13 protein-coding genes are annotated in these 14,350 nt (G+C 69.6%); 8 read left to right on the forward strand and 5 right to left on the reverse strand.

Annotated features, from left to right (window positions below):
- Positions 1–6: 6 nt before the first annotated feature.
- A complete protein-coding gene (locus D6850_RS16765; RefSeq protein WP_121168767.1) occupies positions 7–2,073 on the reverse strand; it encodes a catalase in 2,067 nt (688 codons plus the stop codon).
- Positions 2,074–2,345: 272 nt separating this feature from the next.
- Between D6850_RS16765 and D6850_RS16770 the strand changes: the two genes are divergently transcribed.
- The 3 genes from D6850_RS16770 to D6850_RS16780 all read left to right on the forward strand — a co-directional run bounded on the left by D6850_RS16770 (position 2,346) and on the right by D6850_RS16780 (position 5,045).
- Complete coding sequence (locus tag D6850_RS16770) at positions 2,346–2,531, forward strand: DUF3008 family protein (protein WP_121168768.1); 186 nt, start codon at positions 2,346–2,348, stop codon at positions 2,529–2,531.
- Positions 2,532–2,537: 6 nt separating this feature from the next.
- A complete protein-coding gene (locus D6850_RS16775; protein WP_121168769.1) occupies positions 2,538–3,521 on the forward strand; it encodes a DNA topoisomerase IB in 984 nt (327 codons plus the stop codon).
- A 111-nt stretch (positions 3,522–3,632) separates the two neighbouring features.
- Complete coding sequence (locus D6850_RS16780; protein ID WP_121168770.1) at positions 3,633–5,045, forward strand: dihydrolipoyl dehydrogenase; 1,413 nt, start codon at positions 3,633–3,635, stop codon at positions 5,043–5,045.
- Positions 5,046–5,213: 168 nt separating this feature from the next.
- Here the strand turns inward: D6850_RS16780 and D6850_RS16790 are convergent, their stop codons facing one another.
- The 3 genes from D6850_RS16790 to D6850_RS19560 are packed head-to-tail and all read right to left on the reverse strand — an operon-like array spanning position 5,214 to position 7,542.
- Positions 5,214–6,980 (reverse strand): thiamine pyrophosphate-requiring protein, encoded by a 1,767-nt coding sequence (locus D6850_RS16790; protein ID WP_121168771.1) that lies wholly within the window; start codon positions 6,978–6,980, stop codon positions 5,214–5,216.
- A gap of 27 nt (positions 6,981–7,007) precedes the next feature.
- Positions 7,008–7,382 carry a sensory rhodopsin transducer gene (locus D6850_RS16795; protein WP_121168772.1) on the reverse strand — a complete coding sequence of 125 codons (375 nt, stop codon included), beginning with the start codon at positions 7,380–7,382 and terminating at the stop codon, positions 7,008–7,010.
- Between the two features lie 10 nt (positions 7,383–7,392).
- A complete protein-coding gene (locus D6850_RS19560) occupies positions 7,393–7,542 on the reverse strand; it encodes a hypothetical protein (RefSeq protein WP_166434101.1) in 150 nt (49 codons plus the stop codon).
- Positions 7,543–7,677: 135 nt separating this feature from the next.
- Here D6850_RS19560 and D6850_RS16800 point away from each other — a divergent pair, with 135 nt between their 5' ends.
- From D6850_RS16800 to D6850_RS16820, 5 genes are read left to right on the forward strand one after another with little or no spacing between them, the layout of a single operon-like run.
- Positions 7,678–8,538, forward strand: a complete 861-nt coding sequence (locus D6850_RS16800; protein ID WP_147438917.1) for a hypothetical protein — start codon at positions 7,678–7,680, stop codon at positions 8,536–8,538.
- Positions 8,535–9,155 carry a gluconate 2-dehydrogenase subunit 3 family protein gene (locus D6850_RS16805; RefSeq protein ID WP_121168774.1) on the forward strand — a complete coding sequence of 207 codons (621 nt, stop codon included), beginning with the start codon at positions 8,535–8,537 and terminating at the stop codon, positions 9,153–9,155. Before D6850_RS16800 ends, D6850_RS16805 begins: the two co-directional genes overlap by 4 nt.
- Positions 9,152–10,801 (forward strand): GMC family oxidoreductase, encoded by a 1,650-nt coding sequence (locus D6850_RS16810; RefSeq protein ID WP_206019308.1) that lies wholly within the window; start codon positions 9,152–9,154, stop codon positions 10,799–10,801. The genes D6850_RS16805 and D6850_RS16810 overlap by 4 nt, the downstream gene beginning before the upstream one ends.
- Positions 10,794–12,647: a glycoside hydrolase family 15 protein gene (locus D6850_RS16815; RefSeq protein ID WP_166434102.1), complete on the forward strand. Its 1,854-nt coding sequence runs from the start codon at positions 10,794–10,796 to the stop codon at positions 12,645–12,647. Before D6850_RS16810 ends, D6850_RS16815 begins: the two co-directional genes overlap by 8 nt.
- On the forward strand, positions 12,644–13,150 hold the full coding sequence (locus D6850_RS16820; protein ID WP_206019309.1) for a hypothetical protein: 507 nt from the start codon (positions 12,644–12,646) through the stop codon (positions 13,148–13,150). Before D6850_RS16815 ends, D6850_RS16820 begins: the two co-directional genes overlap by 4 nt.
- A gap of 5 nt (positions 13,151–13,155) precedes the next feature.
- Here the strand turns inward: D6850_RS16820 and D6850_RS16825 are convergent, their stop codons facing one another.
- A complete protein-coding gene (locus tag D6850_RS16825; protein ID WP_121168776.1) occupies positions 13,156–14,163 on the reverse strand; it encodes an SDR family oxidoreductase in 1,008 nt (335 codons plus the stop codon).
- Between the last annotated feature and the right edge of the window lie 187 nt (positions 14,164–14,350).

A 14,350-nucleotide genomic window follows, 5' to 3' on the forward strand; every position in this document is an offset into this window, starting at 1 on the left:
TTTGCGTTACCAGGCGAGCTCCGCCTCGCGTTCCCAGAAGCGCAGCTTGCGGCAGGTGTTGACGAAGTCGCCGGCGCTGTCGCGGCTCAACTCGATCATTCCGTCATCCATGGTCGCGGCCACGCACGCCGCCTGCAGAAGCGGCATGGCGGCCTGCGTCCAGCCGATGAACTTCGCGTGCGCGAAGGCGTCGGAAACGAAATCCTGCGACGGCGGATTGCCGGCGACCCGTTGGCCCGCGTCGTCGGAGAACACCAGCGCCACGGCGTCGAACACGGCCGAGGGGCCGCCGTCGATCTTCTCGTCGGCCGCCCGTGCGGTGCCGTCCGACAGCGTGACGCCCTGGATATGCGGCGCCACGATGGCGACCATCGCCCCTTCGGCGCGGAATGCGTCTTCCAGCGCCGTGACCAGTTCGGCATCCGCCCCGTCGCTCAGGTAGAGCCCCAGCTTGCGCCCCCTGAAGCTGTCCGGCCCGTTCTTGAGGATGCTGAGCGCGTCCGACGGCGGCAGGTCGGTGATCGGCGCGCGCGCAGGCGTGGCGGGTTCGGGCATGTCGCCGACGCCCAGCCCCTCGGCCACCATCCGCGCGAGGTCGTCATGCACGTTCATCAGGTGGCTGAGCATCCGCAGACGGATCCGTTCCTCCTGGCATTTCGACAGCTCGAAGATGTAGCCACTGGCGAGATGGCGCTGCTCCACCTCGGTCTGGCTGATCCAGAATTGCCGCGCCTGGCTGTAATGGTCGGCGAAGGTCTCGGTGCGGGTGCGCTGTTTTTCGCCCTCGACCTCGGCCGGGTAGCTCTGAAACCCGATCTCGGGATTTTCGCGCGGGCCGCCGTCTTCGCCCCAGCTGTTGGGTTCGTAATTGGCGCGGCCCTTGGGGTTGTGCATCGCCATGTGCCCGTCCTGCTGGAAATGGTGCACGGGACATTTCGGCGCGTTGACCGGGATATGGGTGAAGTTCGGCCCGCCCAGGCGTTTGAGCTGCGTGTCGAGATAGGAGAAATTGCGCCCCTGCAGCAGCGGGTCGTTGGTGTGGTCAACGCCGCGTACGATGTTCTGGGTGCAGAACGCCACCTGCTCGGTCTCGGCAAAGAAATTGTCGACATTGGCGTCCAGCGTCAGCGTCCCGATGATGCGCACGGGCACCTGTTCCTCGGGAATGATCTTGGTCGCGTCGAGGATGTCGAACTCGAACCGGTCGGCGAAATCGTCGTCGAAGACCTGGATGCCCAGATCCCATTGCGGGAAATCGCCCGCGTCGATCGCGTCCCACATGTCGCGGCGGTGGAAATCCGGGTCCGCGCCGTTGATCTTGAGCGCCTCGTTCCAGACCACCGATTGCAGGCCCTGTTTCGGCTTCCAGTGGAATTTTACGTAATGCGATTGCCCTTCGGCGTTGACCAGGCGGAACGTGTGCACCCCGAACCCTTCCATGAAGCGGAAGGAACGCGGGATGGCGCGGTCCGACATTTGCCACATGGTCATGTGCACCGCCTCGGGCGAGAGCGAGATGAAATCCCAGAAATTGTCATGCGCGCTCTGCGCCTGCGGAAAGCCCCGGTCGGGCGCCGGCTTGACCGAATGGACGAGGTCGGGGAACTTGATCGCGTCCTGGATGAAGAAGACCGGGATATTGTTGCCGACCAGGTCCCAGTTGCCTTCCTTGGTGTAGAACTTGGTCGCGAAGCCGCGCACGTCGCGGGCCACGTCGAAGGACCCCTTGTTGCCCGCCACGGTGGAAAACCGGGTGAAGGTCGGGGTTTTCTCGCCGACGCGCTGGAAGATGTCGGCGCAGGAAAGTTCGGGGATCGCCTCGGTCAGCTCGAAATGTCCGTGGACGCCGTAGCCGCGCGCGTGCACCACCCGTTCGGGGATGCGCTCGTGATCGAAATGGAAGATCTTCTCGCGCATCACGTGATCTTCGAGCAGGCTCGGCCCGCGCGCGCCCGCCTTCAGCGAATTCTGATCATCGGCGATCGGCCCGCCCTGGGCCGTGGTCATCGTGCGCTCGCGCTTTGAAGCCTGCTGGCGCGGCTCGCCGCCTTTTCCCAGATCGTTCCTGTCCATGATCGTTCTCCCGGTAGTTCTACCCGGCCGGCAAGATGCGCTCGCGCGAAGCCCTTTTTCCGGTGCTCGGGTAGCGTTGAGAGACAAGTGGGCGACGCGCGTGGATTGTCGGTGTCAACATCTGATCGGGCGGATGGTTCCCGCTCGGGACGGGGGATCGGACGTGCCGGCGGGTGGAACGCGGACGCGGCTGAAACCGTGCCGGGAACAGAACGCCGCCGCCGGATGTTACGGACGATACGTGGCAAATCCTCACAGGAAAGGTGACAGACATGCCCGCGAAGTCCAAATCCCAACAGAAGGCCGCAGGCGCGGCGCTCGCGGCCAAGCGCGGCGAAACCAAGGTGGACGACCTGCAAGGCGCGTCCCGCGACATGTACGACTCGATGACCGAGGACGAGCTCCAAGAGATGGCCGAGACCCCGCGCAAGGGCAAGCCCGAGCATGACAGCGACTGACCCGCGATGTCGCCCCGGCTGGTCTATTTCCCGGATGATCGCCCCGGCATCACCCGGCGTCGGCGGGGGCGTGGCTTCAGCTATTACGCCCCCGGCGGCGCGCTGATCCGCGACGCGGCCGAACGCGCCCGCATCAATGCCATCGCCGTGCCCCCGGCCTATGCGTCGGTCTGGATCACGCCCGAACCGATGGGCCACCTGCAGGCCACGGGGCGCGACGCGAAGGGGCGCAAGCAATACCGCTATCACGCGGACTGGGCGGCGATGCGGGCGCAGCGCAAGTATGACGGCCTCGCCGCCTTCGGGCGCAGCCTGCCGCGCCTGCGCGGGCGCATCGCCGCCGGGCTGCGCGCGCCCAGGGGATCGCGCGACCTGGCGCTGGCGGCGGTGCTGGCGCTGCTGGATCGCGCCGCGCTGCGCATCGGCAACGAGGATTACGCCCGCGAGAACGGCAGCTTCGGCGCGACGACGCTGCTGGATCGCCATGTCCGCTTCGACGCCGGCGGCGTGACGCTCGACTTTCCGGGCAAGCGCGGCGCGCCCGTCAGTTGCCACCTGCACGGGCCGCGCCTGCAGCGCGCGCTGCACAAGATCCAAGATCTGCCCGGCGCGGACCTCATCGCCTGGACCGACGAGGACGGCGCGCCGCGCGCGCTGCGCTCGGACGAGGTGAACGCTGCGCTGGCCGAGATCTGCGGCGAAGGCGCCACCGCCAAGACGTTCCGCACATGGAACGGGACGCATGCCGCCTTTGCCCGCGCCGCGCAGGAGGGACCGCTGCGCATCGCCGACATGGCCGACGCGGCGGCGGACCGGCTGAATAACACGCCCGCCATCGCGCGCGGCAGCTACATCCATCCGCAGGTGATCGCGCTGGCCGACCTGTCCGACGCCGACCGCGCCGCCCGCCTCCGGGCGCTGCGGCCGCCATCGCTCGCCCGGCTGCGCGCGCGGGAGGGCCGGCTGATCGCCTTCCTCGAAAGCGCGTAAGCGGCGCGTCGGTGTGGACGACCGCCCCGGGGCGGCCGCCGGAACCCTTCCGCCCGGCCCGCGTTTTCCAAGGATGCGGGACGCCCCGCGACCTTGGCAGGAGGATGGAAGATGACGGAACGGGTGGATGTTGCAATCGTGGGCGCCGGCACGGCGGGGCTTGCCGCGCTGCGCGAGGTGCGTAAACGGACCGACGACTTCGTCCTCGTCAATTCACCGCCCTACGGCACGACATGCGCCCGCGTGGGCTGCATGCCCTCCAAGGCGCTGATCGCGGCGGCGGACGCGTTCCACGCGCGCACCCGGTTCGATGAATTCGGCATAAGCGGCGGCGACCACCTCCGCGTCGACATCCCGGCGGTGCTGGAACGGGTGCGCGCGCTTCGGGATCATTTCGTGGCGGGCGTGCTGGACAAGACCGACGAGCTCGGGGCGCGCCGGATCGACGGGCGCGCGCGTCTGGACGGGCCGAACCGGCTGATCGTCGGGGACCGCGAGATCGAGGCGCGCCAGATCGTCCTTGCGCCGGGATCGAGCCCCGTCGTCCCGAAACCCTGGCAGGCGCTCGGGGACCGCATCCTCACCACCGACACGATCTTTGAGGCGACGGATCTGCCGCGAAGGATCGGCGTGATCGGGCTGGGCGCCGTCGGGGTCGAACTGGCGCAGGCGCTGGCGCGGCTCGGTCTCGAAGTGCACGGCTTTGACGGGTCCGACCACATGGCCGGCATCGTCGACGACAGGATCGCCCGGTCCCTGCGCGACGCGCTGGAGAAGGAATTCACCGTTCATCTCGGCGTGGAGGTCGATGTCGCCGAAGCGGATGACGGCGCCGAAATCAGCTGGAAGGATGGCCGCGTGGAGGTCGATGCGGTGCTCGTCGCGGTGGGGCGGAAGCCGAATGTCGGCGATCTCGGCCTCGATACGCTGGGCGTGCCGCTCGACGACAATGGCATGCCCGAGGTCGATCCGAACACGATGCGCATCGGCGACACGCCTGTCCTGCTTGCCGGGGACGCCAACGGCATGGAACCCATCCTGCACGAAGGCGCCGATGACGGGCATATCGCCGGGCTCAACGCGGGGGGCGAGACCGTCGAACTTTCGCGCCGCACCCCGATGAACGTGGTCTTCTGCGATCCGGGCGTTGCGTCCGTGGGGCAGGGCGCGAATGAGCTGGACCCGGACGAATGCCTTGTCGGCGAGGTGGATTTTTCCAACCAGGGCCGCGCGCGGCTGATGCTGAAGGATCGCGGTCTGCTGCGGATCCACGCGCGGCGCAGCGACGGCCGCCTGCTCGGGGCGGAGATGGCGGCGCCGGCAGCCGAACACCTGGCGCATCTCCTCGCGCTGGCGATCGGCCGGGAACTGACGGTGCATGACCTGCTGCGCATGCCCTTCTACCACCCCACGGTCGAGGAAGGGCTGCGTTCGGCGCTGCGCGAGATCGCGCGCGAGCTGCCGCCCTGCAGCGTTTCGGACCTCGCCGGCTGCGATGCCCTCGGCGCCGAGGCGCTGGACTGATCCAGAGCGCGCGGGAGCAGGCACGGCCCAGCCCCGCCGGCGTCGACCTCGACCATCACGATGGTGGTGGTGTCCCACTGCAGCGTGCCATCGGATTCCGGCGCGTCGGTCGGCACGCGCGCCACCGTGACGCGCGGCGCCCCCAGCGTCGGCACGTCGCGCACGGCGCTATCCCGTAACGCGCTTGAACGTCTGCCACAGGATCCCGCCGGCGTCGGGATCGCCCGCGGCCAGCGCCTTGGCATAGCTCTTGGCCTGGCTCATGCTGATATGCGGCGGCAGGGTCGGCACGTCGGGATCGGTGCGCGCGTCTATCACCGTGGGCCGGTCGGCGGCGAATGCCTCGTCCCAGGCCGGGGCGATCTGATCGGGGCTTTCCACCCGGATGCCGTTCAGCCCCAGCGAAGCGGCGAAATCGGCGTAGTTGAACGGCGGCACGTCCTGCGTTTCGGGCACCTTCGGGCTGTCGCCCATCGCGCGCAACTCCCACGTCACCTGGTTCAGGTCGTGGTTGTTCAGCACCGCGATCACCAGCCGCGGATCGGCCCATTCACGCCAGTATTTCGAAATGGTGATGAGCCCGTTGATCCCCAGCATCTGCATCGCGCCGTCCCCGACGAAACCGACCGCCGCCCGCTCAGGAAAGCAGAACTTGGCCGCCGTCGCGTAGGGCACGCCGGGGCACATCGTCGCCAGCGTGCCGGACAGCGACGCCTTCATGCCCGTCCGCACCTTGATCGCGCGCGCGAACCAGTTCGCGGCCGTTCCGGAATCGGCCGCGATGATGGTGTTGTCGGGCAGGCGCGGCGAGGCTTCCCAGAACAGCCGCTCGGGGTTGATCGGGTCGGCCTTCTGATGCGCGCGGTCCTCGGCGCCGTCCCACCACTTGGCGACGCGCTTCTCGATATCCTCGCGCCAGCGGCTGTCCCCGCGCGCCTTCAGGTGCGGGATCAGCGCGCGCAGGGTGGCGGCCGCGTCGCCGACGAGGTTGACCTCCATCGGGTAGCGGATCGATTCCATGGCCGGGTCAATGTCGATCTGCACGGCGCGGGCGCGGCCTTCCTTGGGCAGGAATTCCGAGTAGGGAAAGCGCGATCCGATCATCAGGAGCGTGTCGCAATGCTGCATCATCCAGTCCGACGGCTCCGTGCCCAGAAGGCCCATCTGCCCGGTGACGAAAGGCAGGTCGTCGGGCAGCACCGCCTTGCCCAGCAGCGCCTTGGCCACGCCCGCGCCCAGCAGGTCGGCCGCCTGGGTCAGTTCCTCGGCAGCATTCAGCGCCCCCGCACCGGCCAGGATCGCGACCTTCTTGCCGGCGTTCAGCACCTCGGCCGCGCGGGTCAGGTCGGCCTGTTCGGGGACCACGCGCGGGGCGGCGAAACCGACCCCGGAATGGACCGTGCCATGCGCGTGCGCGGGCTCCTCGACCGCGTCGGCCTCCTGCACGTCGTTGGGAAAGATCAGCGCCGTCGGCAGCCGCTTGGCCATCGCGATGCGCATGCCGCGGTCGATCAGGTGGCGGGCCTGCGCGGGCGCCATGCAGGTGTGCACGTAATCCTTGGCCACGTCCTTGAAGAGCACCTGCAGGTCCACCTCCTGCTGGTAATTGCCGCCAAGCGCGGCGCGGGCCTGTTGCCCGACGATGGCCAGCACCGGTTGGTGATCGAGCTTGGCGTCGTAGAGCCCGTTCAGCAGGTGGATCGCGCCGGGGCCCGACGTGGCCATGCAGACGCCGACCTCGCCGGTCCACTTGGCGTGCGCGCAGGCCATGAAGGCGGCCTCTTCCTCGTGCCGGGTCTGGACGAAGTCGATGGTGTCGTCGCGCCCCAGCGCGCCCACTAGCCCGTTGATGCCGTCGCCGGGATAGCCATATATCCGCCGCACCCCCCATTCATGCAGCCGTTTCAGAATGAAATCTCCAACCGTGTCAGCCATTTTTCCGTGTCCTTTCTCTGTTCGCGATCAACCCGGAGAGGCCATCGTCGTCAGCAACGCGTTTTCCGCCTGCCGCGAATCCAGCCGCGTGTGCTGCACCACGACGGGCCTGTCGGATTCGAGCACGCAGGCGTAATCGGCGCCGCGCGGCACCCGTTCGGGATCGTCCAGGTCGTTGAACCGCTGGTGCAGCGTGCGCCGCGCCGGGACCGTCAGCCGATAGGGCCCGGCCGGGTCGCGGTCGGCGAAGTAGAGCGTCAGCGTGACGTTCGCGTCCTCTTCGCCCGCGTTCAGGATGCAGACGGTTTCGTGGCTGGTCATCTCCGGCTCCGGACCGGTGCCGGTTTCGGGGATGTACCCCTCCGCGATGGACCAGCGTTCATGTCCCGGCGGCGATGACATGGACAGCCTCCTATTCGCCGGTCAGCAGCGCCAGCCCCGTCTCAACGGCGGTCCGGCGGCGCGGGTTGCCGCCATGCGCGGCGCCGCGCCGCCCGGGGACGACGACATGGGGGTGCGGCTTCGGTAGGTCCGCGCGCCGCGCGCAATCCAGCGTCTTCATCGGAACTCTCCGGTAGTTGTTTCCGGCAAACGCGACCTTCCGTGGGAATGTTCCGCACCGGGGCGTCCTCGGAACGAAACCGCACATCCATCCGTTGGGCGACAGTTGCCTTCGGACGGATCGCAGGATCACGACATGAGGACCATCGCCCGCAACACCCCGCACCGCGATTACGGAAGCGCCGCGTTGGGACTGGCGGCCCTTGCGCTGCTGGGCGGCGTCGCGATCCGCGCAAGGCGGCGCCGGCGTCTGTCCCCCCGGCGCAAGACGCAGCTTGCGGCGCGGACGTTGGGCGCGAGCGTGATCACCGACAGCGCCATGGAGCACGCGCGCGGCGGCTTTCACAACCCGGTGATGTATGCCGCGCCGGCGCTGGCGACGCTTACGACGGTGGCGGCGGCGGGACGCCCGCGCCGGACATGGCCGATCCATGCGGCGGCCGTCGTGGTCGGCGCGGCGGGCCTCGGGTTCCATGCGTGGAACATCCTCAAGCGGCCCGGCGGGGTCAGCCGGAACAACCTCTACTACGCCGCCCCCATCGGCGCGCCCGGCGGGCTGGCCGTCACCGGCGCGCTGGCGCTGGCGCAGGGCGCGCGCACGCGCGGCGACGGGCGGCTTCTGGGCGGGTTCATCGCGCTGGGGACACTGGCGGAAACCGGCGAGGTGGCGCTGCTGCACGACCGCGGCGCGTGGCACAACCCGGCGATGCTTATCCCCGTCACCCTGCCCCCGGTCACCGCCGCGCTGCTGCTGGACCAGGCGTTGCGCCGCCGCGCCGCCACCCGCCGGATCACGCGGGGAGCGCTGCGGGCGATGGCGGCGATGGGGATCGTCGGCACGGGTTTCCACGTCTACGGGGTCAGCCGCGGCATGGGAGGCTGGGGCAACTGGCGCCAGACGGCCTTTGCCGGCCCGCCCGTCCCCGCCCCGTCGAGCTTCACCGCGCTGGCGCTGGCGGGCGACGCGGCGCTGGACCTGATCGGGGACCGGCCATGAGCGAGACGGTCCACCGCCCCTATCCCGGCTGGAACGTGCTGGAGAAATGGGACAGCCCGTCCTTCAACGACGCCACGCGCGAGGTGCTGCGCAAGCGGCTGCAAGAGGTGCCGGCGCGGCGGTTCTTCACCGCCGGGGAATGGCCGGCGGTCGAGGCCCTTTGCGACACGGTTCTGCCGCAGGACGACCGCGCCGACCCGGTGCCGCTCGCGAACTGGATCGACGCCACGCTGCACGAGGGGCGCGGCAACGGCACGCGCCGCGCGGACATGCCCGCCCCGCCCGAAGCCTGGCGCCTCGGCCTCGCCGCGCTCGATGCCGAGGCGCGGGCGCGCGGGGCGGCGGATTTCGCATTACTCGGCGCCGATGCGCGGGCGGCGCTGCTGCGCGACGTGGACGCGGGGCGGCTGCGGGCCGACTGGCAGGGGCTCCCGGCGCGCCGCTTCCTGCGCAACCTCGTCATGGCCGAGGTCGTCGCGATCTATTATTCCCACCCGGCGGGGCAGAGCGAGATCGGCTTTGGCGGCCCGGCCAGCCCCCGCGGCTACGTGCGCCTGCAACCGGGCCGCGCCGACCCGTGGGAGGCCCCGCCGGGCGCGTGGGAGGATACGCCGTGACAATCCCCGACCGCCCCGGCCCGCGCGCGGTGGACGGCCGCGCGCCGGATGTCTTCAGTCGCGACGGCAGCGTCGCCATGCGCCAGTTCCCCGACCGCGAAGAGGTGGATTTCGCCATCGTCGGCGCCGGCTGCGGCGGCGGCGTGCTGGCGGCCAAGCTGGCCGAGGCGGGATTTTCCGTCGTCGCCTTCGACGCCGGCCCCTTCTGGCGGCCGCTCAGCGATTTCGCCTCGGACGAGCGCGAGCAGGAAAAGCTCTACTGGCTCGATCCGCGCATTTCCGGCGGCGACGATCCGCTTGAGTTCGGGCAGAACAATTCCGGCCGCGCCGTCGGCGGCTCCTCCGTGCATTTCCAGATGGTCGCTCTGCGGTTCCGCCCCGACTGGTTCGCCGCGCGGTCGCGGCTGGGCTACGCCGTCGACTGGCCCGTCGATTGGCGCACGATGTGGCGCTACTACGACGAGGTCGAACGCGCCTGCGCCATCTCCGGTCCCGCCAACTACCCGTGGGGGCCGAAACGGCGCTATCCCTACCGCGCGCACGAGGTGAACGCCGCCGGGCAGGTGCTCGCGCGCGGGGCCGAGGCGATGGGCGTGCCCTGGGCGCCGACGCCGCTGGCGACCGTTTCCGCCCCGCGCGGCAAGTCCCCGCCCTGCGTCTATCGCGGCATGTGCAAGATCGGCTGTTCGACCAACGCCAAGCAGAGCGTGCTGATCACCTACATCCCCCGCGCGCTGGACGCGGGCGCGGAGATCCGCGATTCCGCGATGGTGGGGCGGATCGAAACCGAGAACGGCCGCGCCACCGGCGTCGAGTATCACCGCGACGGGCAATGGCGGTTCCAGCGGGCGCGCAACGTGGTCTGCGCGGGCTACTCGATCGAAACGCCGCGCCTGCTGCTCAATTCGGCCAATGGCGCACATCCCCACGGCCTCGCCAATTCGTCGGGCACTGTGGGGCGCTACCTGATGGCGCATCTGAACGATGCCGTCTGGGGCGTGATGGACGAGGAAATCCGCTGGTACAAGGGCCCGCCCTCCATGGCCTGTTGCGAGCATTGGAACTACACCGACGACAAGGATTTCGACGGCGGCTACTCCTTCATGTCCCAAGGCCCGCTGCCGACCGATTTCGCCCGGACGCTGGTCACGAACGAAGGCGTCTTCGGTCATGACCTGCGCCGCCAGATGACGCTCTACAACCGCATGGCGGGGCTCAAGATGGTGGGTGAGACGATGCCGCAGGCCAGCAACCGCGTCACGCTGGCGGAGGAGCGCGACGATTTCGGCCTGCCGCGCGCGCGCGTCGCCTTTTCCCATTGCGACAATGATCGCCGGATGCAGCGCCATGCCCGCGACTTCATGGGCCGGATGCTGAAGGCGGCGGGCGGCCGCGACCTGCTGGAGACAGGCGCCACCGCGCACCTGATGGGCGGCTGCCGGATGGGCGATGATCCCGAAACCAGCGTCACCGACAGCGACGGGCGCACATGGGACATCCCGAACCTCTGGATCTGCGATGGCTCGCTCATGCCGACGGCGGGCGGGGTCAATCCGTCGATGACGATCATGGCCAACGCCGCGCGCATCGCCGACCGGATCGGGGCCCTGGCCGCGCAGCATGAACCGGAGCGCGCGCATGGTTGAGGACGCGGCGCCGACGGACGGCTGGCGCGCACGCTATGCGCCGATCGCCGACTACGCCCTGATCGGCGACACACACGCCGCCGCGTTGGTGGCGCGCGACGGGGCGATCGACTGGCTCTGCCTGCCCGACATGCACGACGAGGCGCTGTTCGCCGAGCTGCTGGATGCGGAACGGGGCGGCTGTCTCTTCGTCGGGCCGGGGCGAGACGCGCGCACGACGCGCCGGTACCTGCCGCACTCGCCGGTGCTGGAGACCACGCACGAAACCGCCGACGGCGTGCTGCGCGTCACCGATTTCATGCCGATCCCCGAAGGCGGCCGCCAGCGCGACGTCGCGGCCGCCCGGCGGCTGGTCCGCATGGTCGAGGCGGTCGAGGGCGCGCCCGAGCTTGTTGTGCACGTCACCCCCCGCCCGTCCTTCGGCGAGGTGCTGCCGCGACTGGACCGCCGCAACGCGAACCTCTGGACGATGAGCGACGGACGCGATTTCCTCGCGCTGCAATCCGACGTCCCGCTGGAACGCAGTGCGCAGGCCACGCTGGACGCGCGCACCCGCCTTGCCGAGGGCGAGCGGCGCAACCTCACGCTGTCCTTCTGCCGCAGCGATATCGGCGTGCTGACGCCGCTGGCGGGCTGCGAGGCGGCGCGGGACGCGACGCTGGACTGGTGGCGGGGCTTCTGCGCGACATGCACGTATCACGGCCCGTTTGAGGAGGAGATCATTCGCAGCTTCATCACGCTGCGCATGCTGACCTTCAGCCAGTCGGGCGCGGTGCTGGCGGCCCCCACCACCAGCCTGCCCGAAGCGGTGGGCGGCGCGCGCAACTGGGATTATCGCTATTGCTGGTTGCGGGATTCCTCGTTCATCCTGGGCAGTTTCCTCGACCTTGGCTACCAGACCGAAGGCGAGGCGTTCTTTCGCTGGCTGATCCACGCCACGCAACTGACCGCGCCGCGGCTTGACGTGCTTTATGACGTCTTCGGCCATACCATGGTCCCCGAACGCGTCCGCCACGCGCTCGAAGGTTGGCGCGGGTCGGGTCCGGTGCGCACCGGCAACGGTGCGCAGGGGCAGTTGCAACTGGACGTCTATGGCGAGATCGCTGATTCCGCGCTGCTTTACGTCAAGTCGGGGGGCACGCTCGATTTCACGCAGCGCCGCCGGTTGCGCGAATTTGCCGACGTGATCTGCCAAAGCTGGACGCTGCCCGACAACGGCATGTGGGAGATGCGCGACGAGCGGCGCCATCACACCTATTCCAAGGCGATGTGCTGGGCGGCCCTGGATTCGGTGCTGCAACTTTGCGAGATGGGTCACCTCCGCCTGGATACGAAGCGCCTGAAGCGCGAGCGTGATGCGATCCGCGCCAACATCCTGGCGCATGGGCGCAGCCCGACGCAGCCGACGCTTACCGGCGCCTATGGGCGCGACTACTTGGATGCCGCGCTCTTGCTGCTGCCGCGCATCGGGTTGATCGCGGCAGACGATCCGATGATGGTGGCGACCTTCGAGCGGATCGAGCGCGAGCTGGGCCACGGCGCGCAGGTCCGGCGCTATCCCGATGGGATGGACGGGTTCGACTCGACAGAAGGCACGTTCACCGCCTGCGGGTTCTGGGCGGCGGACTACCTCGCGCGGCGCGGTGACGTGGACAAGGCGCATGCGCGCATCGAGGAGCTGTTGCACAATGCCAACGACCTTGGCCTCATGTCCGAGGAGACCGACCCCGAGACGGGCGAGATGCTGGGCAATTTTCCGCAGGCGTTTTCCCATGCCGGCCTGATCCGCGCGGCGGCGACGCTGGCGCGGCAGATCGAGGGCCGCGAACCGGAGGAAAAGATGTGAACCATTGGCAGGATATCATGGCGGCATGGCCCGCGATCACGCTTTGGGGGCTGATCGCGTCGGGCGCGATGGCGACGGTGCTGGAGGGGTCGCGCCTGCTGGGCTTCTCGCGGATGAGCCTGCCGTTCCTCTTCGGCGCCTTCTTCACCATGCGGCGGGCGCGGGCGATGGTGCTGGGCTATGTCGCCTACCTGCTGGGGGGCTGGGTCTTTGCCGTTCTCTACGCGCTGGTGCTGGAGATGACCGGCGGCGGCAGCTGGTGGGCCGGCGGGCTGATCGGGCTGGCGCATGGCGTCTTCCTCGTCACCGTGTTCCTGCCGCTGCTGCCCTTCGTTCACCCGAACATCGCGACCCATTACGATGGCCCCTCCGCGCTGACCCGGCTGGAGCCGCCGGGCCCGTTCGGGCTGAACTACGGCCATGCGACGCCGGTGACGACGCTGGCGGCGCAGGTGCTGTTCGGGGTGCTGTTCGGCGCGGGCTACGCCCTCTCGGCGGGCTGAGCGCCTCAGGCCCCGCGCCCCCGCTTCGCCGCCTGCGCCACCAGCCAGCCGGCGCCGAGCACGCCCACCACGCCCGCCGCCGCAAGCCCGAGCCGTACGGCGCCCGCAGGCCAGGCGGTGACGTCGCCGCGCGTGCGCGATCCAAATCGGCCATCGGCGCCCATGTCGCGATCGACGGGGGTAAAGAGGTTGTCGGGGCGCGCGCCGGTTTCCAGCGCCTCGCCCATCTGGCTGTCCCAGGCGTCGCGGGCCATCATCCGGTCCATGATCGCGGGGACGGCCAGCGTGCCGAGGATGGATTCGACGGCAGGAGCCCCGATCCACATCTCCCGCGGGCAGGTATCGGCGGCGCGCAGGATTTGTCGCGCCACGTCCGCCGGCGCGTAGATCGGCGGCACCGGCTGCGGCGCCGCGCCCATCTTCGTGCGCGCCCAGTCGAATTGCGGGGTGTTCACGGCGGGAAGATGCACCATCGTCAGACGGATTGCGCTGTTTTCATGCTCCAGCTCCGTCCGCAGGGAATCGGTGAACCCGCGCACCGCCGCCTTGGCGCCGCAATAGGCCGATTGCAGCGGTACCGAGCGGTAGGCAAGCGCGGAGCCGACCTGAAGGATCCGCCCGCGCCCCTGTTGCCGCATCTGGCGCAGCGCGGCCAGGGCGCCGTTGACCTGGCCCAGGTATGTCACCTCGGTCACGCGCCGGAATTCTTCCGGCGTGACTTGCCAGGCGCGGGAAAACACCGTCGTCATGGCGTTGTTGATCCAGAGATCGATCCGCCCCCAGCGTTCCACCACGGCATCGGCGGCGGCGAAGACCTGGTCCGCATCGGCCACGTCGGTCGGCAGGACCAGCGCCTCGCCGCCCGCGTCGCGCACCTCCGCGGCCGCGGCCTCGAGCCCGACCGGCCCGCGCGCCAGGAGGGCGACCCGCGCGCCGCGCGCCCCGAGCGCCCGCACCAGCGCGCGGCCAACTCCGGCGGAAGCGCCGGTCACGACCACGACGGAATCGTCCATTTCCCTTCCTCCGCGTTGCCAAGACCCCGGACGCCGCCGGCGCCGGGGGTGGAATCGCAACGGTGGAGAGCGTCGGACGGTTCCCCCCGTCACACCGAGGATGGGACGCAACGCGCGGATGGATCGGCGAGAGCCGGCCCGTCGTCGATGATCGCAAGCCGGGACGCCAGCGCGTTCACGCCACCGG

This window comes from Roseovarius spongiae (assembly GCF_003651245.1).
Lineage (GTDB): Bacteria > Pseudomonadota > Alphaproteobacteria > Rhodobacterales > Rhodobacteraceae > Roseovarius > Roseovarius spongiae.

What these genes read in the sequence shown, in the direction of transcription:
- D6850_RS16765 (WP_121168767.1), bottom strand. Translation starts at nt 2,073, where the DNA reads ATGGACAGGAACGATCTGGGAAAAGGCGGCGAGCCGCGCCAGCAGGCT.
- D6850_RS16800 (WP_147438917.1), top strand. Translation starts at nt 7,678, where the DNA reads ATGAGGACCATCGCCCGCAACACCCCGCACCGCGATTACGGAAGCGCC.
- D6850_RS16825 (WP_121168776.1), bottom strand. Translation starts at nt 14,163, where the DNA reads ATGGACGATTCCGTCGTGGTCGTGACCGGCGCTTCCGCCGGAGTTGGC.
- D6850_RS16770 (WP_121168768.1), top strand. Translation starts at nt 2,346, where the DNA reads ATGCCCGCGAAGTCCAAATCCCAACAGAAGGCCGCAGGCGCGGCGCTC.
- D6850_RS16790 (WP_121168771.1), bottom strand. Translation starts at nt 6,980, where the DNA reads ATGGCTGACACGGTTGGAGATTTCATTCTGAAACGGCTGCATGAATGG.
- D6850_RS16795 (WP_121168772.1), bottom strand. Translation starts at nt 7,382, where the DNA reads ATGTCATCGCCGCCGGGACATGAACGCTGGTCCATCGCGGAGGGGTAC.
- D6850_RS16815 (WP_166434102.1), top strand. Translation starts at nt 10,794, where the DNA reads ATGGTTGAGGACGCGGCGCCGACGGACGGCTGGCGCGCACGCTATGCG.
- D6850_RS16775 (WP_121168769.1), top strand. Translation starts at nt 2,538, where the DNA reads ATGTCGCCCCGGCTGGTCTATTTCCCGGATGATCGCCCCGGCATCACC.
- D6850_RS16780 (WP_121168770.1), top strand. Translation starts at nt 3,633, where the DNA reads ATGACGGAACGGGTGGATGTTGCAATCGTGGGCGCCGGCACGGCGGGG.
- D6850_RS16805 (WP_121168774.1), top strand. Translation starts at nt 8,535, where the DNA reads ATGAGCGAGACGGTCCACCGCCCCTATCCCGGCTGGAACGTGCTGGAG.
- D6850_RS19560 (WP_166434101.1), bottom strand. Translation starts at nt 7,542, where the DNA reads ATGAAGACGCTGGATTGCGCGCGGCGCGCGGACCTACCGAAGCCGCAC.